Genomic DNA, 23,894 nt, shown 5'->3' on the forward strand with positions numbered 1-23,894 from the left:
TCCACCGTGAGCACGAACAGCGTCTCGTCCCAGCCCGGGCCCGGTCCCGATCCGGTGGATCCCGGGGACCCGTTGAAGCTCGCCGAGTTGTTCGCGGGCGGGGGCGAGCCGTGGGCGGAGGTGCTGCGGCCGGTGATCGAGGGGCGGCCCGGGGCGGCCGAGTTCATCGGGCCGGAGCGCGGCGCGGAGGTGGTCCCGGTACGGGAGTTGACCTTCCAGGCCCTCAAGCCGTTGCCGGCGCACAAGTGGCGAGTGGTCGTGTTCGGGCAGAACCCGTATCCGCGGCCCGAGAGCGCCACGGGCATCGCCATGTTCGACAACACGTTCACCGACTGGAAGGACAGCCGGTTCGGCCGAGTCGTGAGCATCCGCTGCCTCATCAAGGCGGCGGCGATGTGGAAGTACGGGATACCGAAGAAGACGCCGGTGGGCGAGGTACGGGCGCTGTTGGCGAAGGAGGACACGGTCCGGCCGCCGGAGTGGTTCCAGGCGATGTTGACCCAGGGCGTGCTGCTGTTGAACGCGTCGCTGACCGCGGGCACGGGCGGAACCTCGGACATCGACCGGCACACCGCGTTCTGGCGTCCGGTGGCGGAGCGGGTCGTGGAGGAGATCCTGCGGGCCAAGCGGGACGGGCCGGCGGAGGACCGGGGGGTGGTGTTCGCCTGGTGGGGTGCGCACGCGCGGGGACTGAAGAGCGTCGTGACGCGGTTGCAGCGCGCGTATCCCGAGGTGGAGGTGCGGCACGTCGACCACGCGAACCCGGCGGCCCAGGGCGACCTGTTCTGCGAGGGGGATCCGCTGGGGTCCCTGAACGAGGCCCTGGTCTCCGTGGGCGGCGATCCGATCGACTGGCTGCCGAGCGTCGGGTGGGACGCGTCGACCCCGGGTGCCGGGGCGGGTGGCAACGGGGTCTCCGACCGGATGGGAGCGTTCATCGCGTCGACGATGGAATTGCACCAGCTGTACCTGGAGCGCCTGGGCGGGGTCAAGGACGAGGGCCTGGTCCTGCCGGCCATCACCGGGGTCTTCGACACGCCGTTGGTGGACTTCCGCGCCGCGCTGGAGCCGGTGTCCCGGGTGTTGCCGGGATTGGAGCGGTACGTGGAGCGTTCGCACGCGTTCGGGGTGGCCCGGGCGCGGGAGGAGCCGTCGGGGCCGGACGCCGAGTCGGTGGCCGCGCTGTACCTGTACACCTGCGAGTCGGCGTTCTACCGGGAGATCAACGCGGTGCTGCGGTCCCCGGACCGGGAGCGGGTCGTGCCGTACCTGCCCTATCTGCGGCTGTTGTTCGGGGCGGTCTCGGGGCTGCCGGCCCGGACGCGACCGTTGTGGCGAGGGGTGGCGCTGGACTTGCGGTCGCAGTATCCGGTGGGTTCGACGGTGACCTGGTGGGGGGTGTCCTCGTGTACCTCGGAGCCGGGCGTGGCCCGGGCGTTCCTCGGGGGTCGGGGCAGGCGGACGTTGTTCGAGGTGACTCCGGCGCGGGCGGTGGGGATCCGGCGGTTCTCCGCGTTCACCGGGGAGGAGGAGTACATCCTGGCGCCCGGGACCCGGTTGCGGGTGACGGGGGTGACGAACGCGCGGGGCGGGCTCTGCACGGTGCGGTTGACGGAGGTGGAGGAGGGCGAGCCGATGGTTTCGTGAGGTCGGCGGGGGCGGGGGCGGGGGCGGGCGACGATCGGGGGTGAACGGGCCCCGGGTGTCGGTGGTCGGCGGTACCGTGGTGGCCGGTGTTCGGGCGACGTTTTCGGGGGCGGCGGGATGCGTGAGCGACGGGCCTCGCCGGCCTGGGGGCGGGCGTGCGGTCGGGTGGCCGGGGTGCGGGATGGTCGCTGAGCCCGGGGCCCGGCCGGGGGCGGGGTCCGGTCGGATCGTGCTGGTGGAGCCGGCGGTGCGGCAGGTCGGGGCGTTGGACGCGGCCGAGACGCGGCGGGTGGACGCGGTGCTCGGGGCGATCGCGGCGGACCCGGGGTTGGGGCGGCCGATTCCCGAGACCTTGTTGTGCGATCACGTGGACCCGGGGACGGGTGTGCGGGTCGTGTACTACGCGACGGCCCTGCGGTCGCTCGTGCTCGTGGTGTACGTGGAGGTGTGAGGTGGGGGTCGTGAGAGGGACGGCGGGCGACGCGGGGTGGATCGTGGTGCGGCGGGACGACCACGGGAACCGGTATCGGGTGGGCCGGTACGGCACGTGGGAGGAGGCGCGGGAGGTGGCCGACGGGTTGGAGGCCCGGGGGCACAAGCAGATGTACTGGGTGGAGTCGTTGGGGGAGGATCCGGCCCTCGGGAAGCCCGGGGTGTGAGGGGGTGGGTCGCCCGCCGCGCCCTTCGGGCCGTCCCGTGCGCGGGTGGGCGCTCGGGACGGCCCCGGGTGCGGGTCAGGTGAGGCGTTGGGGGCGGTCGGTCAGGCAGTAGGTGCCGCCGGCGGGGTCGCGCATGACGGTCCACGCGCGGTGCTCGGTGACGAAGTCGGCGCCGAGTTTCTCGTGGGCGGCCCGGGTCGCGTCGCGGTCGACGCAGGCGAGGTCGAGGTGGGCGGTGAGAGGGCCGGGGGTGTCGAGGCGGCGCAGCAGCAGGCGGACGGGGAGGCGGGCGGGCGGGTTCAGGGCGCGGTATTCGGGGCGGGTGCCGGCCGTGAGGCGCCAGCCGGTGAGGGCGCGCCAGAACGCGGTCTCGCGCTGGTGGTCGGCGGCGGGCACGTCCACGCAGATCTGGTCGGCGAGGGTGCCGTCGAAGGGGTCGGGGGCGCGCGTCTCGCCGTTCCAGGGGACGAGGCAGAACGCCTGGCCGGCGGGTGAGCCGAGGACGATGAGGTCCTCTTCCTCGTGGAGGGTGCGGGCGCCGAGGCCGTGGGCGCGGTCGGCGGTGGATTCGATGTCCTCGACGGCGAGGTCGAGATGGGCGCCGCCGGGGCCGCCGGCGACTCCTTGGATCTTGAGACAGGGGTCGTGCTCGGGGGCGGGTGGCAGCAGGGTGGCGAATTCGGCGTCCGGTCCGCGTCGTGGGGAGAGGCGGGTGCCGGTGACGGCGGTCCAGAAGCGGGCCGCCGGGTCGAAGCGTTCGTGGGGGCGGTCGATGAATGCGTGCGTCCATCGGATGGTGCCGCCGGGGTCCGTGGGGGTCATCCCGTTCCTCCGTGCGTCGCCGTGGGCGGTCGGTGAGATGGCGACGATACGACATCGGGGCGGGGGGTTCGGCGGGCGGGGGCGGCACGTTCGGGTGACGATTGACGGTTCGTCACGCGGGCCAGGTCGACGCTCCGGGCGCGGTGTTGACGTTCCGTCAGTCCGAGGGGGCGTCGTTTCGGCGGGAGCGTGACGTGAGGGCGACGCGGACCGCGGTGCCGGCGGCGAGGGTGGCGCGGGCGACGGCCGTGGTCCAGCGGGGGCCGCCGTGTTCGGCCCACAGGACACAGCCGAGGCCGACGAGGGCGAGCGCGACGAGGGCGACGAGGATCGCTGTGGTCATGGGCTTCTCCCCCGGGTTCCGCGGCTCCGACGGACGGGGCCGGGCCGTGATGGGTGTGGGTGGGTGTCGGGGTCTGGCCCCGATGGTGTGCGGGCGTCTACCGTCACAGCATTGGCTACCGAAGGGTAACAGGGGGCTGTGATGCCGACGCGTGCGGAGCGGGACGGGCTGCGGGTGGACTCGCCGGATCGGTCCGAGGGGCCGGCGGCGCAGGCGCGGGCCCTGGGCGAGGGGTCGGTGACCTCCGTGGCGCTCGTGGAGTGGGCCTTGGCGCGCATCTCGGCGGCCGGGGAACGAGTGAACGCGTTCCGGGTGGTGCGGGCCGAGGCCGCGTTGGCGGAGGCGGCGATCGCGGACGCGCGCTTGGCCCGGGGTGAGCGGGCGCCGCTGCTCGGGGTGCCCGTGGCGGTGAAGGACGACATGGACGTGGCCGGGGAGACCACGGCGTTCGGGTGCGGGGGGTCGTTCGCTCCGAAGGGGCGGGACGCGGAGGCGGTGCGGCGGCTGCGGGCGGCGGGGGCCGTGATCGTCGGGAAGACCACCACGCCCGAGCTGGGCCAGTGGCCGTTCACGGAGGGCCCGGCCTTCGGGGTGACCCGCAACCCGTGGGATCCGCGGCACACGCCGGGCGGCTCCTCGGGCGGTTCGGCGGCGGCGGTGGCGGCGGGGCTGGTGGGCGGGGCGCTGGGTTCGGACGGGGCCGGATCGGTGCGGATTCCGGCGGCCTGGACGCATCTGGTGGGGGTCAAACCACAGCGGGGGCGGATCTCGACGGGGCCGGACCCGGAGTCCTTCCGCGGGTTGACGGTGAACGGGGTGCTGGCCCGGACCGTGGCCGACGCCGCGTTGTTGCTGGACGCCGCTGCCGGTCCCGGCCCGCGGGACCGGGACCGGCCGGTGCCGGTGCGGGCGTACGAGGCCGCCATGGCGGGTCCGGGGCGGCGGTTGCGGATCGCGTTGTCCTGGCGGCCGCCGTTCACGGCGACGGCGGCCCCGCTGGATCCGGGGGTGCGGACGGCGGTGGAGGAGATCGCCGCGGCGCTGGAGGGCTTGGGGCACGAGGTGGTGCCGGAGGAGCCGCGGTACGGGCCGATCGGGTTGACGTTCGTGCCCCGGGCCACGGCCGGGATCCGGGACTGGGGCGCGCGGGTTCCCGATCCGTCCGTGCTCGACCCGCGGACCCACGAGGCGATGCGGACCGGACGGCGGCTCGGCGGACTTCCCCTGCGGTGGGCGCGGCGGGCGGAGGCCGGGCTGCGGCACCGGGTCGGGGAGGTGTTCGGACGGCACGATCTCGTGCTGACTCCGACGACGGCCGTCGGGCCGTTGCGGATCGGGGAGATGGCCGGCCTGGGGGCGTGGGAGACGGACCGGGCGATGATCGCGGCGTGCCCCTACGCGTGGGCGTGGAACGTGCTGGGGTGGCCGGCGATGAACGTGCCGGCCGGGTTCACTGCGGCGGGTCTGCCGGTGGGCGCGCAGTTGCTGGGGCCGGAGTCCTCGGAGCCGCTGTTGTTCGCGGTGGCTGCGGCGCTGGAGGGGGCACGGGGGTGGGCGGGGGTGTGGCCGCCGGGGTGGTGACGGCGGGGACACCGGAAGCCGGCAGGGTGCGCGCGAGGCGCGCGAGCTCGGGGAGGGCACCGGGCAGGCCGGTGTGGGCGTGGCGCGGTGAAGGCCGCGCGGGTCTCGGCGAGGGGCGGATCGGGGTGGGCGCGCGAGGCCCGCGGGGTGGTGATGGTGGGAGTGCTCGGCGCGACGGCGAGTCGGGCCGGTGCGGGGGGCTTCTCGGGTGGTTCGTCGCTCCGTGGGGTGGGGGCCGGTCCGGTTAGATTGGAGTGTACGTTCGATCGAGGAGTCGCCCCGTGTCCAGCCGCCCCCGCCTGCTGTTCGTCACCGACCTGGGTTACGCGGCCCGGGGTCGTCGTTATGGCGACGAGGACGTGTTCCTGACCTCCCGGCTGCGCGAGTGGTTCACCCTCGCCCTGTGCCATCCTCTGGACGCGGCGGAGCTGATGGGCGACCACGACGCGGTCGTGGTCCGCAACAGCGGGCCGGTGCTGCACTACGCGCGGGAGTACGCGCGGTTCCGGGAGCGGGCGCTGCGCGAGGGGGTGCGGGTCTACAACCCGTTGACCGGGCGCGGGGACATGGCGGGCAAGGGGTACCTGACGGAGCTGACGGCCTCCGGGCACGCCGTGATCCCGACGGTGGAACGCCGGGCGGACCTCGGGCGGCTGCCGGAGGTGGCCGAGTACGTGGTGAAGCCGAAGGCCGGGGCGGACTCCATCGGGTTGGAGTTCGTGGGCCGGGAGGAGCTGTCGGCGCGGGCGTGGGAGGAGGTGCTGGTGCAGCCTCGGATCGACTTCCGCTACGAGGTGTCGTTCTACTTCGTGGACGAGGACTTCCACTACGCGCTGTACGCGCCGGACCCGGAGCGCCGGTGGGAGCTGGCCCCGTACCCGGCGAGCGAGGCGGACGTGGCCTTCGCGCGGACCTTCGTGCGGTGGAACACGCTCGGCTCGGGGATCCAGCGGGTGGACGCGTGCCGGACCCGGGAGGGCGAGCTGTTGTTGGTGGAGTTGGAGGACTTGAACCCGTACCTGTCCTTGGAGCTGGTTCCGGAGGGGACGCGGGAGGCGTTCGTGCGGGGGATGGCGCGGTCCCTGCGGCGGTTCCTGGCGGGGTGAGCGCCGGCCGGGCGCGGAGGGCGCGGGCCGGGCCGGGTCGCTGACCGGCGCGGAGGGTGGGCGCGGGCGGGTGAGGGGGCCGGGGGGCCTTTGGTACGGTGCCGGCTTCGGTGCCCGGGTTGTCCCGGAGCGTGTCGGAGTCGGGCGCCGCAGAGGGGGTCGGGATGTCGTCGGAGACGAGGGCGGGCGAGGCGGCGGGCGGGGGCGCGGACGCGCTGCGGTTCGAGGTGCTGGGCGCGGTGCGCGCGTGGCGCGGCGCGGCAGCGGTGGAATTGGGTACTCCGCAGCAGCGGGCGGTGCTGGTGATGCTGTTGGCGCGTCGGGGTGACGTGGTGACGGTGGAGGAACTGGTCGACGGGGTGTGGGGGGAACGTGCTCCCCGGTCGGCGGTGGCGACGGTGCGGTCGTACGTGTACCGGCTGCGGCGTGCGCTGGGCGAGGTGATCGCCTCGGAGGGCGGCGGGTACGTGGCGCGGGTCGGGGCGGGGGCGGTGGACCTGTCGGTGTTCGAGGGGCTCGTGACGGCCGCGCGGGTGCGGTCGGGGGGCGGGCAGGACGCGGGGGCGGCCCGGTGCTGGGCACGGGCGGCACGGTTGTGGCGGGGACCGGAGGCCCTGGTCGGGGTGCCCGGTCCGTTCGCGGCGGTGGAGCGGGGGCGGTTGGCGGAGGTGTGGTTGGGCGCGTTGGTGGAGCGCTGGGAGTGCGAGCTGCGGTTGGGGCTGCACGACCGGGTGGCACCGGAGGCGGCGCGGTGGTGTGCCCGGTTCCCCGGCAACGAGCGTTTGCGCGGGCTGTGGGGGCGGGCCCGCGAGGGGGCCGTGGTGGGGGGTCTCGGGCCGGGTGCGGGCACGCCGGGTGTCGGGGAGGGCGGGGAGGGGGCACGGGCCGAGTCCGGCGAGGGCGCGCACGCGCCGCGCCCCGCGCAGTTGCCGTACGCGCCGGCGGATTTCACCGGGCGGGCCTCGGCGGTGGAGGAGTTGGTGGCGGCCTTGGCGCCGGGGGCGGTGTCGGCCTCGGCGGTGGTGGTCACGGCGGTGGGCGGGATGGGCGGGGTGGGAAAGACCACCTTGGCGGTTCACGCGGGTCACCGGGTGAGCGCCTGGTACCCCGACGGGCAGCTGTACGTGAACCTGCGAGGGGTGCGGGAGGATCCGGCCGCTCCCGAAGGGGTGTTGGCGGGGTTCCTGCGGTCCTTGGGCGTGATGGAGTCGGGGATTCCGGAGAGTTTGGAGGAGCGGGCCGCGCTGTTCCGGAGTCGGGTGGCGGGGCGGCGGCTGTTGGTGGTCCTGGACGACGCGCGGGACGCGGCGCAGGTGGAGCCGCTGTTGCCGGGGACGGCCGGGTGCGCGGTGATCGTGACCTCGCGGGGTGGGCTGCCGGAGTTGGCGGGGGCCCGGCGGCTGCGGTTGGAGGTGTTACCGGCGCCCGAGGCGATGGAGTTGCTGCGCGGGATCGTCGGGGCGCGCCGGTTGGACGCGGAGCCGGTGGCGGCGCGCCGCTTGGTGCGGGCCTGCGGGGGTCTGCCCTTGGCGCTGCGGGTGGCGGGGGCCCGGTTGGCGAGTCGGCCGGCCTGGTCCGTGGCCGATTTCGTGGCCATGTTGCGGGAGCGCGGTGAGGGCACGGGCGGTTCGGGGGTGGGGTCGGTGGGCGGGGAGGACGGGGTCGACGCCTGTTTCCGGTTGAGCTACGAGCTCTTGGACCGCGTGCAGGCACGACTGTTCCGCTTGTTGTCGGTGGTGCGGGTGGGGGTGGTGGAGGAGTCGGGGGCCGTCGCGGTGGGCGGGGCGGGACGGACGGAGTCGGTGGCGGCGCTGGAGCGGCTGGTGGAGTTGGGCCTGCTGGAGTCCCCGGCGCCCAGGGTGTACCGGTTCCACGATCTGGTGCGCGCGTTCGCCCGGGCGCGGTGCGCGCGGGAGGACGGGGACGAGCAGCGCGCGGCGGCCGTGTCGCGGTTGGTGGACCACCTGTTGGCCTCGGCGCGCAACGCGTACCGGGTGGAACGCCCGGGGCACCCGGTGGCGGACGCTTTGGCGCCGACCGTCTCCCCGGGGGCGCCGTGGTCGGGGGCGGGGGTGGGCGGGCGTCGGGTGGTGACCCGGCACGAGGCGGTGCTGGCGGTGGCCGGGCAGGCCGTGGAGTGCGCGCCGGGGTCGGTGGACCTGGTCGCGGACCTGCTGCTCGCGTTGGATCCGTTGTTGGACGGGGCCTTCCTGTGGGCCGATCTGGTGCCGCCGGCACGTCGGGTGATGCGGGTCGCGGCGCAGGCGGGACGGACCCGCGCGGTGGGGCGGGTGGGGTACATGCTCGGGGGTGCGTTGATGCAGTTGCGGATGTTGGACGAGGCGGACGCGGTGTTGGCGGTGGCGGAGCGGTCGGCCCGGGAGTGCGGGGACGAGGCGGTGTGGGTGGAGACCGTCAACTGCCAGGGGTTGTCGGCCGCCGCGCGCGGGGACCTGGAGGGCGCGCTGGGGTGTTTCGACCGGGCCGTGGCGGTCGGTGAGCGGTGCGGCAGCGAGTGGGGGGTGGCGAACCTGCGGGCGAACCGGGCCGGGGTCCTGTTGCGGGCGGGGCGGGTGGCGGAGGCCGCGGACGAGGCCCGCGCGAGCCTGGCCTCGTCCCGGGCTCGGGGGGATCGGTACGGGGAGGTGCACGCCTTGTACAAGTGGGGGCAGGCCCTGCGCGAGTGGGGCCGGTTCACGGAGGCGGTGCGGGTGCACGAGGAGGGGCTGCGGCGGGCGGTCGCGTGCGGGAACCCGATGTTCGAGGTCCTGCACGGGTTGGCCGGGGTGGAGACGTGGGTGGCGGCCGGTCTGGACAGCGAGGCGGTGGGTCGTGCGGAGACGACCTTGGTCGCGGCGCGACGCCTGGGGTGGCAGGTGGCTGAGGTGCGCGTGTTGTGGATCCTCGCGAAAACGTACACACGAACGGGTGAAGCGGAGCGGGCTCGGGAGTTTCTGCGCGAGGCGTGGGAGTTGTCACGGTCGTGGGGTTCGGCGGAATCGGAGCAGGTGCGCGGGGCATGGGAGGAGTTGAGCGGGGCCCTCGGGGAGCGGGGGGTGGCGGCCGGCTGAGGCCGTCGGGCCGGGGTGTGAGGGGTGGGGCGGTTCCTCCGGGGTGGCACGGGGGCTCGGGGTGTGGAGGGCGGTGGGAGCGGGAGGTGTTCGGGCCGGTGGGGCGGGACGTCCATCGGGCGTCCACGGGCTGTTGATCGGCGCTTCGCACGGTGAGGCCCTGATCGACCGGGGTTTCCCCGGGGAAGAGGGGTGGCTGGTGCTGCTGTCGGAACGTCGGATCGTGGTGTCGGTGTACGCGGGGGATCCCTTGAGCCGTGCCGGGGTGATGGCCCAGATCGGGGCGGGGGGTCCCGGGTGGCAGGTGGGTTCGGCCGAGGGGTTCGGTGGGGAGCCGGACGGGCAGGGGGCCGTGTCCGAGGGGGCCACGGAGGTGGCGGTGGTCGCGTGCGACCGGCTCGACGGGGAGGGGGAGGCGGTGTTGCGGGAGGCCGTGGGCTCCCGGGGGCGGCCGGTGGTCCTGGTGGTCGGGGCCCTGCGGGAGTCGGATCTCGTGACCTTGGTGGAGGCGGGCATCGGCGCGGTGGTGTGGCGGCACGAGGCGACGGCGGACGCGTTGAGGCGGGCGGTGGAGCGTGCCGGACGGGGCGAGGGGGATCTGCCGCCGGATCTGATCACCCGGCTGTTGACCCGGCTCGGGCGGCCCCGGCTCGGTGACACGGGGGTCGGCGGATCGCGGGAGGCCGCGCCGGAGAAGGGCGCGGGCGGTGTTCGCGGGCGGGGGCGGGCCGCCTTGGCCCCGGTGCTGGGACTGGCCGGCCGGGAGGCCGACGTACTGCGGTTGATCGCGGACGGTCTGGACACCCGGCAGGTCGCGGAGCGGCTGGCGTACTCCGAACGGACGGTGAAGAACGTGCTGCACCAGGTGATGACGCGGCTGCGCCTGCGCAATCGGGCGCACGCGGTGGCCTACGCGGTACGGGAGGGCTGGATCTGAGGGCTGGATCCGAGGGCCGGGGCCGAGGGCCGGGTGGCGTCGCGGGGTGGGTCAGGACGCGCCGGGGCAGGCGGGTCGGTGGGGGTCGGGTCGGGGGGTGTCCGGGTGTTCGGGGCGGGCCCAGTGGGTGCGGGCGTGGGCCCGCAGCAGGGGGTGGTAGCGGTGCCGGTCCGGGCCCTCGCTGTCGAGGAGTCCGGCGTCGACGAGGAGGTCGAGCAGGGGGCCGGGGTCAGAGAGGCCGGTGAGGGCGGCGGCCCCGGCCCGGTCGAACAGCGCCGGTCCGCGGGCCGCCGTCACCCGCAGCACCCTCGCGGGCGGGCCCGGGAGCCGGTCGTGGGCCTCGGTGAGACGACGGCCGAGGTCGTGTTCGGGGGTGGCCAGGGTCTCGACGAGACGGTCGGAGGCCGCGGCCCGCAGCAGGAGCGCCAGCAGTCGCGCCGGGGTGGGGCCGCCGGGTGCGGTCAGCCGGTCGGCGACGGCCCGCAGGGCCTCCGGGTGGCCCGCGCAGAGTCGGGCCAGGGCGCGTGCGACGGGCGGGAGGGAGGTGTCCGGAGGGAACCGGTCGGGCGCGGAGCGGGAGAGCAGGGCGAGGGCTTCGGGGATGGGCAGGGGCCCCAGGTGGAGGGTGTCGGCGCCGGGGATCAGCAGGTCGCGGGCGCGGCTGGTGACGAGGACCGCGCACGCGGCGCCGGCCGGCAGGAGCGGCAGGAGGTCGGTGGTGGTGATCGCGTCGTCGAGCAGGAGCAGGGTGGGGCGGGCCGCGGTGAGGGTGCGGTGCAGGGCGGCCCGCTGGTCCGTGCAGCCCGGATGACGTGACGGGGGCACGCCCTGGGCGCTCAACAGTTCGGCGAGGACCTCGGCGGCCGGACGGGCCCTGCCCTCGGGGGTGCTGAGGCGGGCGTGCAGGAGCGCGGGCGGCGGGTCCTCGCGCGGCCGGCCGTCCGCTCGCCCTCCCGGTCCCGTGCCGGGGCGCAGCAGGGAGGCGGCCGCGGGGGTGGGGGCCGCGCGGGAGCCGGTGATCCGGTGTGCCGCGTGCAGGGCCAGGGTGGTCTTGCCGATGCCGGGCAGACCGGTCAGGACCACGAGGGACGGGGTGCGGCGCGGCGGGTCCGGGCGCAGCAGGGACCACAGGTGGGCCTCCTCGCGGTCGCGGCCGACCGGGAGGGCGGGGGGTCCGGGGGCCGTGGTCGGGTGCGGGCGGGGCAGGGCCCGGGCGGCGGCGGTGAGTTCCGCGCCCGGGGCCGTGCCGAGTTCCTCGGCGAGGACGCGGGTGAACGCGGCGTGCGCGGCGCGGGCCTCGTCGGCGCGGCCGGTGCGGCCGAGGGCGCGCACCAGCAGGGCGCCGGCCCGTTCGCGCAGGGGGTGGGCGGCGACGAAGGCCCGCAGCTCGGGCAGCAGCCGGTCGGCGGCGTCGGGGTCGGCGTCGAGGGCGTGCGCGAGCCGGTCCTCGGCGGCGAGGAGTCGGGCGTGTTCCAGGCGCTGTCGGTGGTGTTCGGCGGCGGGTCCGGGCAGTCCGGGCAGGGCGGGGCCGCGCCAGAGGGCGAGGGCCGCGTCGAGCGTGTCGTGGGCGGCGGCGTGCCGGCCCGCCCTGGCGTGTCGGTCGGCGGCGACGCGGGCCGCGCTGAACTCCTCCGCGTCGACGGTGGTGGCGGGCGCGGCCGGCAGGCGGAGGGCGTAGCCGTCCCGGTGCGCGACCAGGACGTGGGCGGGGGCGCGCGCGGGCCGGTCGGGTTCCAGGACGGCGCGCAGCCGGCTGACGTAGGTGCGGACGGTGCCGGCGGCGCGGGCCGGGGGGTGTTCGCCCCACAGGGCGGCGACGAGTTCGGCGAGCGGGGCGGTGCGGTCCCGGCGCAGCAGCAGGGTGACGAGGAGGGCCTGCTGTTGGGGGGAGCCCAGGGCGAGCGGCTGTCCGTCGACGTCGGCGGCGAGGGGGCCGAGCAGACGGAACGCGAAGCGTGGGCCCGTGGACGTCACCTGGCTTCTCCCCCGTCGTCGGCCGCCGTGGGGGGACACGCTACTGAGGGCCGTCGGGCGGACACGGGGCGGGGTCGGCGTCGGGATGCGGGGCGGGGCGCGGGCTGCTTGGCTGAGGCGTGGGCGTGGGACCGGGTGACGTCCGCCGTGGGTGTCGGTCCGCGCCGTGAGCCAGGAGGTCGACTGCGATGGGCGTGGTGGAGGGTTCCTTCGAGCGGGCGCGGGAGATGCGGGACAAGGCGGAGCAACTGGAGCAGGCGGCCGGTCGGGCCACCGATCCGTCGGAGCGGACCCGGCTGGCCGCGAAGGCGCTGCGGATCCGGGCGAAGAGCGAGGAGATGAACGGGAGGGGCGCGGCCACGATGGACCCCATGTGAGGCTGCCGCCGGCTCGGCGTGTCGGACCTTCGGGTCACGGCGCGCCGAACACCGGGACCACTCCCCCACCGCGTCGCGCCCCGTCGGGCGCGGCGCGGTGGGGCGGGGAGGGCGGTGGGCCGGGGAGGGGTGGGTTCCGTTCGGCCGGCTTGACGGACGGCGGTTCGGTCACCCGCAGTGACCGTCAGGGGTGGGGGCGGGGGTAGCGGGGGGCGGAGTGGGGGCCGTGGGGTTCGGGGGGCGCGTCGGCACGTCCGCATGGTGACCGTGTGTGGTCGAAAGACTGCGGCGGTTTCCCGCCGAATGGTCTCGGGTCTCCCCACACACCCCGATTCACCAGTAGCTTTCCCCTCGACCGTATCTGACGGCATATGACTTTCGCATAACCGAGACCAAGCTGATCGAGTTGGAGTGTTCGCCATGGCGAGTGTGGAGACGTCCCTGAAGGAGTGCATGACGATCGAGGGCAGCCTCGGCGTCGCCCTGGTCGACTACCACAGCGGGATGGCCCTCGGCGTGCTCGGCGGCGGGAGCGACCTCGACCTCAACGTGGCGGCCGCCGGCAACACCGATGTGATCCGGGCCAAGTTGCGCACGATGGAGATGCTCGGCCTCCAGGACGACATAGAGGACATCCTGATCACCCTGGGCGGCCAGTACCACCTGATCCGCATCCTCACGGGCCATCGCCACCAGGGCCTGTTCCTGTACCTCGTGTTGGACAAGGGCCGGTCCAACCTCGCCATGGCCCGCCATCAGCTCAAGCGGATCGACGCCGACCTGGAGGTCTGACCCGCGATTCGCCGCCGGCCGAAGGACGCTGAGGGTGCGTCACGGACGGCCGCGAAGTTTTTTCGGGGAGGACCGTTTGGGGTCGCGGACCCGGGACACAAGCGTGTTCAGCGGGTGGCGCCGACCGGTGCCGGCGGCACCACCCGCGGGCGGTCGCCGTACGTGCCTCGTCCCCCCGGGTTCACGTACGGCGCTCCCGCCGCCCCGTTCCCCCGCCCCCGCCATGCCTCCGGCGGGCGTTCGCCCTGCGGCGTCCCCCGGATCGACACGCGGGGGCCCGGGACGCGCGGACGGCGTAGGCTGAGCCCGCCCGCACGCCGGACCGGCCCCGGCGCATGATCTTCGCTCCCCCGGGCATCCGCGCGGGCGCGGGGACCCGAAGGGGTCCCGGTGGTCCGCGACGGTCGGCGGGCCGCCCGTGCCCGTGCGCAGTCCGTGTGGAGGAAGCCGCCGTGAACCCCGACGAGGTCCGTGTGCGTCCCGTGGACCCGGACCGACTGCTGGTGGTGGAGGACTCCGCCGAGGACACCGAGGCCATCGCCCGGGCCCTGGCCGCCACCCACCCCCGGCTGGAGGTCGAGTTCGCCGACCGGACCGACGGGCTGCTGGAGCGGCTGACGGCGGCGGAGCGGCTGCCGGGGATGATGCTCCTGGACCTGAACATGCCGGGGACCGGCGGACACCGGCTGCTGCGCGGGCTGCGGGCCGTGCCCGCGCTACGGGAGCTGATCGTGGTCGTGTTCACCTCGTCGACCTCGGCCGCCGAGGTCGACGCCAGTTACGCGGCCGGGGCGGACAGCCACATCTACAAGCCGATCAACTTCGACCTGTTCCGCACCGTGCTCCAGGGCGCCGTGGACTACTGGCAGCCCCGGATCGGCGAGTCCTCCGAGGGCAGGAGCAGGTAGAAGGCCGCGCCCTCCCCCGGGGCGCTCTCCAGCCACAATCGGCCCCCGTGCCGCTCGATCACGCGCTTGACGACGGCGAGGCCGACCCCCGTGCCGCCGCCCCGCTCCTCCGGGCCGTGCAGGCGCCGGAACAGGGCGAAGACCTCCTCGTGCTGCTCGGCGGGGATGCCGATCCCGTTGTCCCGGACCCGGACCACCGGGTGTTCGCCGGAGCCGTCGGGCGGCGTGGCCCGGCAGGCCGCGACCTCGACCCGTCGGTCCGGCCGGTCCGCCGCGTACTTGGCCGCGTTGACCAGCAGGTTCACGAAGACCTCGGCGAGCAGGTGCGGGTCGACCGCGGCGCTCGGCAGCGGGCCCGGGCGCACCACCTCGACCCCGGCCGCCGCCAGTCGGGGTCCGGCCACCTCCAGGGCCGCGTCCAGGGCGCGGTCCAGGGAGACCGGGGCGGGGCGCACGGCGCCGCGGCCGAGCCGGTCGAAGGCGAGGAGGGAGTTCAGCAGGTCGTCCATGCGGCCGGCGAGGCGGCGCATGGTGGTGAGCCGGCGGACGGTGACGGGGTCGAGGCCCTCGGCGTCCTCCAGGACGAAGGTGGCCGCGTTGGAGATGCCGCGCAGGGGCTCCTTGAGGTCGTGGGCGGCGGCGTGCGCGAAGGAGTCGAGGTCCTCGTTGCTCAGCCGCAGCTCCTCGTTGACCCGGCGCAGCACGGCGGAGTGCCGCAGTACCAGCCCGGTCAGCAGGCGGCGCAGTTCGCGGGCGATCGCGAGGTCCGTGGTGGTCCAGGGCAGGCTGCGGCCCCGGACGGTCTCGCGGAAGACGGCGCCGGAGCCGCGCGGGGTGAGGCGTTCGCCGCGCGGGCCGACCCGGACGGGGCGGTCGGGGTCGGCCGCCCAGCTGCGCGGCACGGGACGTTCGGCGCGCAGCCAGGCCAGCAGCTCGCCGTGCGGCCCGAGCGGGATGACCAGGGCGCCGGCGGGGCCGCCGGGCGGTCCGCCGGCCGCCTCGGCGAGCCGGTCGGTGGCGCGGGGCTCCCCGTCCCGGGCCTCGGCCGCGTGCCGGGTGAGGGCGGCGAGCACCTCGGGGGGCACGGGCGCCCCGTGCACGGTGCCGGCGCCGCCGTGGACCAGGACGAGGGACTCGGCGTTCAGGAGCGACCGCAGGGGCTCCAGCTGTTCCAGGAGGACCGCCTGTCCGCTGGTGTCGGTGACCTCGGCGGTGAGCGCGATGGCGAGGTCGGCGACCCGGGTGCGGGCCTCGTCCAGGGCCCGGGCCTCACCGCGTTCGGCGAGGGCGGCCAGTTGCAGGGAGAAGGCGCAGGCGAACAGCTCGCACGCGGCGCGCAGCTCGGGACCGATCGGCAGCGGGGCCCGGCCGTGACAGGCGATCAGGCCCCACAGGCGGTCGTCGCGCAGGACGGAGACCGACATCGAGGCGCGTACGTCGATGTTGCGCAGGTACTCCAGGTGGAATTCGGAGACGGTGCGCAGGGCCGAGCCGGAGAGGTCCAGCGGACGGCCGGTCGCCGGCAGGGTCGACGGGTGCAGGGGCACGCTCTCGTCGTCCACGTCGTGGATGGCGCGGATCCAGTTGCTCAGGTAGAGCCGGCGGGCCTGGGGCGGGATGTCGGTGGCGGGGAACCAGAGGCCGAGCCAGGGTTCGAGGTCCTCGGCGCGCTCCTCGGCGACGACCTCTCCGGGCCCGTCCTCGCCCTCGAAGCGGTAGGCGACGACCCGGTCGTAGCCGGTGAGGGCCCGGATCTCGGCGACGGCGCGCCGGCACGCCTCGGCGACGGTGTCGGCCGACCGCAGCCGGACCAGGGCGCGGCGGATGCCCTGGTGGAAGCGGGCGGGATCGCCGGGGCCGGCGGGCTCGGCGGGGGGTTCGAGTTCGAGGACGAGGAGTCCGTCGCGGCGGTGTGCGCTCAGGTCGAGGGGGCGGGTGGTGCCGTCGGGTCGGGTGACGGTGGTGCGCAGGACGGCGGCGGGGGCCCCGTCGAGCTGGGGGCCCTCGGTCAGCGCGAGGGCCTCGGCGTGGTCCTCGGCGGGCAGCAGGTCGGTGACGGGGCGGCCGAGGAGGGTCTCGGCGGGGGCGCCGAGGTGTTCCTCGGTGTTGCGGGCGGCGAGGACCACGCGGCCGTCGACGGGGTCCACGGCGAGCAGGGTGCCGTGGGACTGGATGCCGCCCAGGAGGTGGATCTCCTCGCGGACGCAGGCCGTGAGGTCGAAGGGGGCGGGGACGGCGGCCTCGGCGCGGCGGACACCGGGCGAGAGCCAGGGGTCCGCGGCGGGCTCGGGCGGGTGGGGTGCCGTCATCGCGCGGGCCTCTCCGAGGGGGCCGGAGGACCCGGCCGGGGGTCCCGATCCTGGCACACGGGGCGCGGACCGGTCGAAATCGTGTTGCCGTGCGCGGGGGTCGTCGCGGACGATGGCGCGTTGTGAGCACGTCCCGAATCGCATCCCTCTTGCCCGATCTGTCCCCCTGGCGGTCCAGCCGTGATTTCCGGCTGTTGTTCTTCCAGGGCATCGTGACCTATTTCGGCAGCTTCATGGCGATGATCGCCCTGCCCCTCCAGATCAAGGAGCTGACCGACTCGCCGCTCGCGGTGGGTGCGATGGGCGCGGTGGAGCTGGTGCCCCTGATCGTGTTCGGCCTGTACGGCGGGGCGCTCGCGGACGCGGTGGACCGGCGTCGGGTGATCTTGTGGACGGAGGCCGGGCTCGGCGTCCTGGCGCTGTTGTTGCTGGTCAACGCGCTGCTGCCGAATCCCCTGCTGTGGCCCTTGTACGTGGTGGCGGCCGGGGTGTCGGCGCTGGCGGGCCTCCAGCGGCCGGCGATGGACTCGTTGATGGCGCGGATCGTGCCGCACGACCAGTTGACGGCGGCGGCCGCGTTGAACTCCCTGCGCTATCAGATCGGGTCGATCGCGGGTCCGGCCGCGGCGGGCCTGGTGGTGGCGTACGCGGGGCACGCGACGGCCTACGGGATCACGGTGGTCGGGTTCGGGGTGTCGGTGCTGTTCTGTCTGCGGCTGACCCCGGCGCCGCCGGCGGAGGGCGCGGAGCGGCCCTCGTTGCGCGGGATAGCCGAGGGCGCGCGGTACGCGTGGAGCCGGCCGGTGTTGCTGGGGACGTACGCGATCGACATGGCCGCGATGTTCTTCGCCTTCCCAAACACGATCTTCCCCTTCCTCGCCGACGACCTGGACGCGCCGTGGGCGCTGGGGCTGATGTACGCGGCGGGTTCGGTCGGCTCGCTGGTGCTGGGGTTGACCAGTGGGTGGACCTCGCGGGTGCACCGGCACGGGCTGTTCGTGGTCTTCGGGGCGGCGGTGTGGGGCGGGGCCATCGCGGCGGCCGGTTGGTTGTCGAACGTGTGGCTGGTGCTGGTGTGCCTGGCGGTGGCCGGGGCCGGGGACATGTTGAGCGGGCTGGGCCGGTCGACGATCTGGAACCAGACGATCCCGGAGGAGCTGCGGGGCCGGCTGGCGGGGATCGAGGTGCTGTCGTACAGCGTCGGGCCGCAGTTGGGGCAGGTCCGGGCGGGGGCAGTGGCCGGTTGGTCGGGCACCCGGTCGGCGTTCGTCAGCGGTGGTCTGGCGTGCGTGGCCTCGGTGGCGGCGCTGACCGTGGCGCTGCCCCGGCTGTTCTCGTACGACGCGCGCACCGACGCGGACGCGGTGCGGCGGCGGACGGAGAAGGAGGCGGCCGGCGTGACCGGCTGAGGCGCGAGCTCCGGGACCCGAGGACGGCCGGTGCGCGGACCCCGCGGGGTTCGCGCGCCGGCCGTCCCTCGTGTGGGGTCAGGCGGTGGGGGCGGGGGCGGTCAGCCTGCTCCACAGGAAGCTGTGGACGAGGGCTTCGTTGAAGGCGGTCTGGGCGTGGTCGGTGGCGCCCGCGTGGCCGCCGCCGAGGTGTTCGTGGAAGAGCACGCGGTGGCCGAATTCGCGGAGCCGGGCGGCGGTCTTGCGGGCGTGGCCCGGGTGGACCCGGTCGTCGCGGGTGGAGGTGGTCAGGAGCAGCGGCGGGCCGGGGCGGTCGGCGCGCAGGTTGTGGTACGGGGAGATGCGCTCCAGGTGGGGGCGGTCGCGGGGGTCGTCGGGGTCCCCGTACTCGGCGATCCAGCTGGCGCCGGCGAGCAGCAGGTGGAAGCGGAGCATGTCCAGGAGGGGGACGTGGGCGACGATCGCGCCGAAGAGTTCGGGGGTGCGGGTGAGCATGGCGCCCATCAGCAGGCCGCCGTTGCTGCCGCCCTCGATGCCGAGGCGTTCGGGGGTGGTGACCCCGCGGGCCTGGAGGTCTCGGGCGACGGCCTCGAAGTCCTCGAAGGCGCGGACCCGGTCGGCGCCGAGGGCCGCCTGGTGCCAGGCCGGTCCGTACTCGCGTCCGCCCCGGATGCCGGCGACCACGTACCTGCCGCCCCGGGCGAGCCAGGCGCGGCCGGTGACGGCGCTGTAGTAGGGCACCTGGGAGACCTCGAAGCCGCCGTAGCCGTAGAGCAGGGTGGGGACGGGCCCGGGGTCCTCGGCGCGGCCGACCTCGAAGTAGGGCACGCGGGTGCCGTCGGCGGAGGTGGCGAAGTGGCGGCTGACGTGCAGGCCGGTGGTGTCGAAGAGAGCCGGGGCCTGCTTGACGATCTCCATGGGGGCGCCGCCGGCCTCGCCCCGGTAGAGGGTGGAGGGCTGCAGGTAGCCGGTGACGTTGAGGAAGTACTCGTCGTCGGTGTCGGGGTCGGTGTCGATGACGGAGGCGGTGGAGAGGTCGGGGACCGCGCCGAGCGGACGGCGGGTCCAGCCGTCGGGGCCGGGGGTGAGGAGTTCGACGCGGGCGCTGACGTCGACGCGGGTGGTCAGCAGGAGGTGGTTGCGGGTCCAGGCGTGCCCGGCCAGGGCGGTGCGCTCGTCGGGGGTGAAGAGCACGGCCTCGGGGGTGCGGGAGCCGGCGCGGAAGGCGTCGAGACCGAAGACGAGGAGGGCGCCCGCGGGCTGGTCCAGCCAGGGGGTCTTGGGGGTGACCACGAGCCAGTCCCGGTGGACGTAGGCGGCCGCGTCGTCGGGGACGTCGATCTTCTCGGCCGTCCCGTCGGGGTGCAGCAGGAGCAGTTCGCCGTTCCAGAAGTCGATCTGGCGGGAGAGGAAGTCGCGGGCGAACCCGGGGGTGTGGTCGCGCCAACCACCGACGGAGAGGTCGCCGGGGGCGCCGGTGAGGACGGGTTCGGCCTCGGTGTGGGGGGTGCCGCGGTGCCAACGGCGGACCTGGAGGGGGTAACCGGAGTCGGAGAGGGTGCCGGGGCCGAAGTCGGTGCCGAGCCAGACGGTGTCCTGGTCGATCCACCCGATCGAGGTCTTGGCCTCGGCGAGGGTGAACCCGTCGGGCACGAAGGCCCCGCTGTCGAGGTCGAGCTCGCGGACGACGACGGCGTCGGCCCCGTCACGGGAGAGCAGGACGAGGGCGTGCCGGTGGTCGGGGGGCAGCAGCCGGACCCCGGCCCAGGCCCAGGGCTCCCCCTCGGCCGCCGCGAGGGCGTCGAGGTCGAGGAGGGTCTCCCAGGCGGGGTCGGGGGTCCGGTACTCCTCCAGGGTGGTGCGCCGCCACAGGCCGCGGACGTGGTCGGCGTCCTGCCAGAAGTTGTAGAGGTGGGGGCCGCGCCGGGTCACGTAGGGGATCCGGTCGGGGGCGTCGAGCACCTCGCGGACCTCGCGGCGGACCTCCTCGAAGAGGGGGTGGGTGCCGAGGTCGGCGACCGTCTCGGTGTTGCGCTCCCTGACCCAGTCGAGGGCGCGTTCGCCGGTCAGGTCTTCCAGCCACAGGTACGGGTCGTCATCGCTCACCGGACGATTGTGCCGTGTCGGGGCGGGCGCGTGTCCGGTCGGACGCTCACGGGGCCAGGTCGGCGAGGAGTTCGCGGGCGGCCCGGGTGCCGGAGGCGAGGGCGCCCTGCACGGAGCCGGTGGCCCGGTGGTCGCCGCACACGTAGCGGCCGGGGGCGTGCCGGGTGGTGCGGCTGAGCGGCCAGGGCGGCGGCATCGCGGGGAGGGCGGCGGGGACGGTGACGGTGTTGACGAGGTCCCAGCGGTCGGTGTCGGCGCCGTGGACCTCGGCGAGGACGGCGCGCAGGGCGCGTTCGCGGCCGGGGCGGTCGGGGCCGAGGACGGAGGTGGCGATCAGGGACCGGCCGGGCGGGGCGTGGCCGGGGGCGACCTCCGTGATCACGCAGGTGTTGAGCAGGCGCAGCTCGCTGTCGAGCAGCAGGGTGGGCTCGCGCAGCGGGGGCCGGTGGGCGGCGGCGTGGTGGTAGGTGGTCGTGGTGCGGGTGGGGACGGGCGGGAGTTCGGGCAGGAGGACGTGGGCGGCGGCGGGGTCGGTGGCCACGACCACGGCGGCGGCCGGCAGTTCGGTGCCGTCGGCGAGGCGGAGCCCGTCGGGGGTGAGGGCGGCCACGGGGGTGTCGCGGCGCAGCACCCCGTCCGGCAGGTCGTCCGCGAGTTGGCGGGGGACGGCGCCGATGCCGGCGGCGGGCAGGGTGAGGGAGCCGCGCAGGAAGGAGCGCCACACGAGGTGGAAGACGCGGCTGGAGGTCTCCAGGCTGTCGTCGAGGAAGACGCCGGCGAGGAAGGGTCGCAGGAAGGTGTCCACGAGTCGGTCAGGGACGCGGGCGCGGCGCAGGGCCTCGCGGGTGGTGGTCTCGGGGGTGCGGGCGCGCAGGCGGGGTGGGGCGAGCAGGTCGAGGGCGCTGAGCAGGCCGAGGGCGGCCAGTCCGGTGGTCGGGAGGGTCGGGTCGGTGAGCAGGCGCAGGGCGGGACCGGGCAGTCGGGTGGGGTCGGTCAGGCGCAGCGGTCCGGTGGGGGTGTGGACCAGGGCGCCGGGGGTGAACGGGCGGGGGCGGAGCGGGGCGAGCCGGATCCGGCGTTTGACCTGCGGGTACGAGGTGTTGAGGACCTGGAATCCGCGGTCGAGGGTGTAGCCGTCGCGGTGGTCCGCGCGCATGCGTCCGCCGACCTCGTCGGAGGCTTCGAGGAGCCGGACGGGCAGGCCGGCGCGGAGCAGGTCCAGGGTGCAGGCGAGTCCGGCGAGACCGGCGCCGACGACGAGCACCGGGCGGTCCGGGGTGGGCGGGGCGGGGGCGGGGTGGGGGGTGCCGGGCATGGCGGGACCGCCTTTCGTGTGCTGTGGCGGTCTTCGGCGTGAGCCCGGGATTCGGATGCGCCGGACGGGCCGAGCGGGGGTGGGAGGTTTCGGACCTGTGGGGCGCCGGCGGACGGGGGGTGGGATGTTACCGACCGGTGGGGATCCCGGCGCTTCCGCTTCCCGGCGCGACACGCGCGGCGACCCCGGTGATCAGGCGGGGGCGGGGCGATCGAATTTTTCTCGTCGCATGTAGTGACTTCCCACGCTCGTAACAGTAGAACCTGTTCCGATTCCGCCAAGAGTGAGGGACCTCACATGCGCGCAAACTCCCCCCGCGAAAACGGTTCGAACGGAATGTCACGCCGCCGGTTCCTGGCAGGAACAGGTTCCATTCTGGGTGCGGTGGTGCTGTCGGCCCAGGCCATTCCCGCCCACGCCGGGCAGCGGGTGGCCAACGCCCTGCCCAACGCCCCCGTCCCCGACGGCGCCCGGCTTCCGGTCCTGATCATCGGCACCGGCTACGGCGGCTCGGTGGCCGCGCTGCGCCTGGCCCAGGCCGGCGTGGACGTGCAGATGGTGGAGATGGGCATGGCCTGGGACACCCCCGGGTCGGACGGCAAGATCTTCGCCCACACCACCAACCCCGACTACCGCTCCTACTGGCTGCGCACGAAGACCAAGGCGCCGCTGAGCAACTTCCTCGGCTTCCCCATCGACAAGGACGTGCCGCGCTACACGGGCATCCTCGATGCCGAGGACATGGGCGGGATCCTCGTCTACCAGGGCCGCGGCGTCGGCGGCGGTTCGCTCGTCAACGGCGGCATGGCCGTCACCCCGAAGCGGGCCAACTTCGCCTCCGTGCTGCCCTCGGTGAACGCCGACGAGATGTACGACACGTACTACCCGCGGGCCAACGCGGGCCTGGGCGTCGGCCTGATCGACCCGGCCTGGTTCGACACCGTGGACTGCTACCAGTACGCGCGGGTGGGCCGCAAGCACGCGCAGCGGTCCGGGTTCCCGTTCGTGTTCGTCCCGGACGTGTACGACTGGGACTACATGAAGCAGGAGGCCGCGGGCACCGTCCCGAAGTCCGCGGTGGGCGGCGAGATCCTGTACGGCAACAACGCCGGCAAGAAGTCCCTCCAGCTGACGTACCTGAAGCAGGCCGCCGCGACCGGCAAGGTGAGCATCGCCCCGCTGCACCGGGTCACCTCCGTGGCCCCGGCCTCGGGCGGGGGCTACACGGTGACGCTGGAGCAGTTGGCCACCGACGGCAGCGTGACCGCCACCAAGAACGTGACGGCCGCCAAGGTGTTCTTCGCGGCGGGCAGCGTCGGCACCAGCAAGCTGCTGGTGCGCCTGAAGGCCACCGGGGTGCTGCCCAACCTGAACGACGAGGTCGGCAAGGGCTGGGGCGAGAACGGCAACGTCATGTGCGGTCGGGCGAACCACATGTGGGACGCGACCGGCAGCGTGCAGGCGTCGATCCCCTGCGGCGGCATCGACAACTGGGACGCGGGCGGCGCGTTCGCCGAGGTCGCCCCGTTGCCGACCGGCATCGAGACCTACGCCTCGTTCTACCTGTCCATCACCCGCAACCCGCACCGCGCGGAGTTCAGCTGGAACGCCGCCGCGAACAAGGTGGACCTGAACTGGCAGACGGCCTGGAAACAGGACTCCATCAACATGGCCAAGACCATCTTCGACAAGATCAACTCGAAGGAGGGGACGATCTACCGCACCGACCTGTTCGGCACCTACAAGATCTGGGGCGACCACCTCACGTACCACCCGCTGGGCGGCGCGGTCCTGAACAAGGCCACCGACAACCACGGGCGGCTGCACGGCTACCAGGGCCTGTACGTGATCGACGGGGCGCTCATCCCCGGCAACACCACGGTCAACCCGTTCGTGACCATCACGGCGCTGGCGGAGCGGAACATCGAGAAGATCATCGCCACCGACCTGTGACCCTCCGGGGCACAAGCGTGAGCGGCGGCGGGGTCGGCCCGGAGGGTTCGGGGGCCGGCCCCGCCGCCGCGTCCGGGGCCGGGGGCGGCGGTGCGGGCGCCGCCCCGGTGGGACCCGGTCAGCCGGTGGGGAGCATGCAGACGGAGTCGATGCCCAGGACGTGGTTGAGCCGTCCGAAGGCCAACCAGGAGCCGATGCTCATGGTCAGCTCCACGATCTCGGCCTGGGTGAAGTGGGCCGCCATGCGGGTCCAGAACTCGTCGTCGAGGTTGTGGTGGTCCAGGCAGTAGCGCTCCGCGTACTCGGCGGCGAGCCGGGTGCGGTCGTCGAAGACCTCGGTGTCGCGCCAGTCGGCGACGGCCTCGTCGAAGCCCTCCTCGACCTTCTCGCCGTCCCGGTCGGTGCGCCAGTCCAGGCAGAACACGCAACCGTTGATCTGCGCCACGCGCAGCCGGGCGGCCTCGAACTCGCGCAGCCCGAGGGTGGTGTGGGCGTAGACGGAGAGGGAGAACTGGGAGGCGGCGGTGCCGATCTCGGGCACCATGTCCCCCCACACGTGCTCGATGGGGTGCTTGCCTGCGGGGA

General features: G+C 74.8%; 19 protein-coding genes. 12 read left to right on the forward strand and 7 right to left on the reverse strand.

Annotation, left to right across the window (positions count from 1 at the left end; translation table 11 throughout):
- Window positions 1-6: 6 nt before the first annotated feature.
- The 3 genes from ACN20G_RS00145 to ACN20G_RS00155 all read left to right on the forward strand — a co-directional run bounded on the left by ACN20G_RS00145 (window position 7) and on the right by ACN20G_RS00155 (window position 2,306).
- Window positions 7-1,647, forward strand: a complete 1,641-nt coding sequence (locus ACN20G_RS00145) for an ADP-ribosyltransferase domain-containing protein (RefSeq protein ID WP_424210614.1) — start codon at window positions 7-9, stop codon at window positions 1,645-1,647.
- Window positions 1,648-1,828: 181 nt separating this feature from the next.
- Entirely contained in the window at window positions 1,829-2,098 is a 270-nt protein-coding gene (locus ACN20G_RS00150) for a hypothetical protein (RefSeq protein WP_424210615.1), read from the forward strand.
- A gap of 10 nt (window positions 2,099-2,108) precedes the next feature.
- Window positions 2,109-2,306 carry an SPOR domain-containing protein gene (locus tag ACN20G_RS00155; protein ID WP_424210616.1) on the forward strand — a complete coding sequence of 66 codons (198 nt, stop codon included), beginning with the start codon at window positions 2,109-2,111 and terminating at the stop codon, window positions 2,304-2,306.
- A gap of 75 nt (window positions 2,307-2,381) precedes the next feature.
- Here the strand turns inward: ACN20G_RS00155 and ACN20G_RS00160 are convergent, their stop codons facing one another.
- Both ACN20G_RS00160 and ACN20G_RS00165 read right to left on the reverse strand, forming a co-directional pair.
- Entirely contained in the window at window positions 2,382-3,128 is a 747-nt protein-coding gene (locus tag ACN20G_RS00160) for a VOC family protein (RefSeq protein WP_424210617.1), read from the reverse strand.
- Between the two features lie 157 nt (window positions 3,129-3,285).
- A complete protein-coding gene (locus ACN20G_RS00165; RefSeq protein ID WP_424210618.1) occupies window positions 3,286-3,471 on the reverse strand; it encodes a hypothetical protein in 186 nt (61 codons plus the stop codon).
- Window positions 3,472-3,612: 141 nt separating this feature from the next.
- Between ACN20G_RS00165 and ACN20G_RS00170 the strand changes: the two genes are divergently transcribed.
- From ACN20G_RS00170 to ACN20G_RS00185, 4 genes are all read left to right on the forward strand, one after another.
- Window positions 3,613-5,052, forward strand: a complete 1,440-nt coding sequence (locus ACN20G_RS00170; protein WP_424210619.1) for an amidase — start codon at window positions 3,613-3,615, stop codon at window positions 5,050-5,052.
- A 281-nt stretch (window positions 5,053-5,333) separates the two neighbouring features.
- Window positions 5,334-6,158 (forward strand): hypothetical protein, encoded by an 825-nt coding sequence (locus ACN20G_RS00175; protein ID WP_424210620.1) that lies wholly within the window; start codon window positions 5,334-5,336, stop codon window positions 6,156-6,158.
- A 164-nt stretch (window positions 6,159-6,322) separates the two neighbouring features.
- Window positions 6,323-9,229 carry an AfsR/SARP family transcriptional regulator gene (locus tag ACN20G_RS00180; RefSeq protein WP_424210621.1) on the forward strand — a complete coding sequence of 969 codons (2,907 nt, stop codon included), beginning with the start codon at window positions 6,323-6,325 and terminating at the stop codon, window positions 9,227-9,229.
- A gap of 199 nt (window positions 9,230-9,428) precedes the next feature.
- Complete coding sequence (locus ACN20G_RS00185) at window positions 9,429-10,166, forward strand: helix-turn-helix transcriptional regulator (protein WP_424210622.1); 738 nt, start codon at window positions 9,429-9,431, stop codon at window positions 10,164-10,166.
- 51 nt (window positions 10,167-10,217) lie between these two features.
- Here ACN20G_RS00185 and ACN20G_RS00190 read toward each other — a convergent pair whose 3' ends face one another.
- Window positions 10,218-12,140 (reverse strand): BTAD domain-containing putative transcriptional regulator, encoded by a 1,923-nt coding sequence (locus tag ACN20G_RS00190; protein WP_424210623.1) that lies wholly within the window; start codon window positions 12,138-12,140, stop codon window positions 10,218-10,220.
- Between the two features lie 188 nt (window positions 12,141-12,328).
- On the opposite strand from ACN20G_RS00190, the gene ACN20G_RS00195 reads away from it, so the two are divergent.
- From ACN20G_RS00195 to ACN20G_RS00205, 3 genes are all read left to right on the forward strand, one after another.
- The gene (locus ACN20G_RS00195) at window positions 12,329-12,517 is read left to right on the forward strand and encodes a DUF6381 family protein (protein ID WP_424210624.1); all 189 of its coding nucleotides are present in this window, start codon (window positions 12,329-12,331) and stop codon (window positions 12,515-12,517) included.
- A 420-nt stretch (window positions 12,518-12,937) separates the two neighbouring features.
- Window positions 12,938-13,309, forward strand: a complete 372-nt coding sequence (locus tag ACN20G_RS00200) for a hypothetical protein (RefSeq protein ID WP_424210625.1) — start codon at window positions 12,938-12,940, stop codon at window positions 13,307-13,309.
- A gap of 452 nt (window positions 13,310-13,761) precedes the next feature.
- A complete protein-coding gene (locus ACN20G_RS00205) occupies window positions 13,762-14,217 on the forward strand; it encodes a response regulator (protein ID WP_424210626.1) in 456 nt (151 codons plus the stop codon).
- On the opposite strand, the gene ACN20G_RS00210 is transcribed toward ACN20G_RS00205, so the two are convergent.
- Entirely contained in the window at window positions 14,169-16,526 is a 2,358-nt protein-coding gene (locus ACN20G_RS00210; RefSeq protein ID WP_424210627.1) for an ATP-binding protein, read from the reverse strand. The two genes, ACN20G_RS00205 and ACN20G_RS00210, sit on opposite strands and share 49 nt — an antisense overlap.
- Before the next feature lie 149 nt (window positions 16,527-16,675).
- On the opposite strand from ACN20G_RS00210, the gene ACN20G_RS00215 reads away from it, so the two are divergent.
- Window positions 16,676-17,935, forward strand: a complete 1,260-nt coding sequence (locus tag ACN20G_RS00215) for an MFS transporter (protein WP_424210628.1) — start codon at window positions 16,676-16,678, stop codon at window positions 17,933-17,935.
- A 78-nt stretch (window positions 17,936-18,013) separates the two neighbouring features.
- Here ACN20G_RS00215 and ACN20G_RS00220 read toward each other — a convergent pair whose 3' ends face one another.
- On the reverse strand, window positions 18,014-20,041 hold the full coding sequence (locus ACN20G_RS00220; RefSeq protein ID WP_424210629.1) for a prolyl oligopeptidase family serine peptidase: 2,028 nt from the start codon (window positions 20,039-20,041) through the stop codon (window positions 18,014-18,016).
- 46 nt (window positions 20,042-20,087) lie between these two features.
- A complete protein-coding gene (locus tag ACN20G_RS00225) occupies window positions 20,088-21,356 on the reverse strand; it encodes an NAD(P)/FAD-dependent oxidoreductase (RefSeq protein ID WP_424210630.1) in 1,269 nt (422 codons plus the stop codon).
- Between the two features lie 297 nt (window positions 21,357-21,653).
- Here ACN20G_RS00225 and ACN20G_RS00230 point away from each other — a divergent pair, with 297 nt between their 5' ends.
- Window positions 21,654-23,309 (forward strand): GMC oxidoreductase, encoded by a 1,656-nt coding sequence (locus ACN20G_RS00230; RefSeq protein WP_424210631.1) that lies wholly within the window; start codon window positions 21,654-21,656, stop codon window positions 23,307-23,309.
- A gap of 118 nt (window positions 23,310-23,427) precedes the next feature.
- On the opposite strand, the gene ACN20G_RS00235 is transcribed toward ACN20G_RS00230, so the two are convergent.
- Window positions 23,428-23,853 (reverse strand): carboxymuconolactone decarboxylase family protein, encoded by a 426-nt coding sequence (locus tag ACN20G_RS00235; RefSeq protein WP_424215306.1) that lies wholly within the window; start codon window positions 23,851-23,853, stop codon window positions 23,428-23,430.
- Between the last annotated feature and the right edge of the window lie 41 nt (window positions 23,854-23,894).

Source organism: Streptomyces dryopteridis, from assembly GCF_049606955.1.
Lineage (GTDB): Bacteria > Actinomycetota > Actinomycetes > Streptomycetales > Streptomycetaceae > Streptomyces.

Excerpts from the sequence above, each read along its gene's own strand:
- ACN20G_RS00150 (WP_424210615.1), top strand. The coding sequence starts at position 1,829 with ATGGTCGCTGAGCCCGGGGCCCGGCCGGGGGCGGGGTCCGGTCGGATC.
- ACN20G_RS00160 (WP_424210617.1), bottom strand. The coding sequence starts at position 3,128 with ATGACCCCCACGGACCCCGGCGGCACCATCCGATGGACGCACGCATTC.
- ACN20G_RS00165 (WP_424210618.1), bottom strand. The coding sequence starts at position 3,471 with ATGACCACAGCGATCCTCGTCGCCCTCGTCGCGCTCGCCCTCGTCGGC.
- ACN20G_RS00170 (WP_424210619.1), top strand. The coding sequence starts at position 3,613 with ATGCCGACGCGTGCGGAGCGGGACGGGCTGCGGGTGGACTCGCCGGAT.
- ACN20G_RS00180 (WP_424210621.1), top strand. The coding sequence starts at position 6,323 with ATGTCGTCGGAGACGAGGGCGGGCGAGGCGGCGGGCGGGGGCGCGGAC.
- ACN20G_RS00195 (WP_424210624.1), top strand. The coding sequence starts at position 12,329 with ATGGGCGTGGTGGAGGGTTCCTTCGAGCGGGCGCGGGAGATGCGGGAC.
- ACN20G_RS00200 (WP_424210625.1), top strand. The coding sequence starts at position 12,938 with ATGGCGAGTGTGGAGACGTCCCTGAAGGAGTGCATGACGATCGAGGGC.
- ACN20G_RS00210 (WP_424210627.1), bottom strand. The coding sequence starts at position 16,526 with ATGACGGCACCCCACCCGCCCGAGCCCGCCGCGGACCCCTGGCTCTCG.
- ACN20G_RS00225 (WP_424210630.1), bottom strand. The coding sequence starts at position 21,356 with ATGCCCGGCACCCCCCACCCCGCCCCCGCCCCGCCCACCCCGGACCGC.
- ACN20G_RS00230 (WP_424210631.1), top strand. The coding sequence starts at position 21,654 with ATGCGCGCAAACTCCCCCCGCGAAAACGGTTCGAACGGAATGTCACGC.
- ACN20G_RS00235 (WP_424215306.1), bottom strand. The coding sequence starts at position 23,853 with ATGGTGCCCGAGATCGGCACCGCCGCCTCCCAGTTCTCCCTCTCCGTC.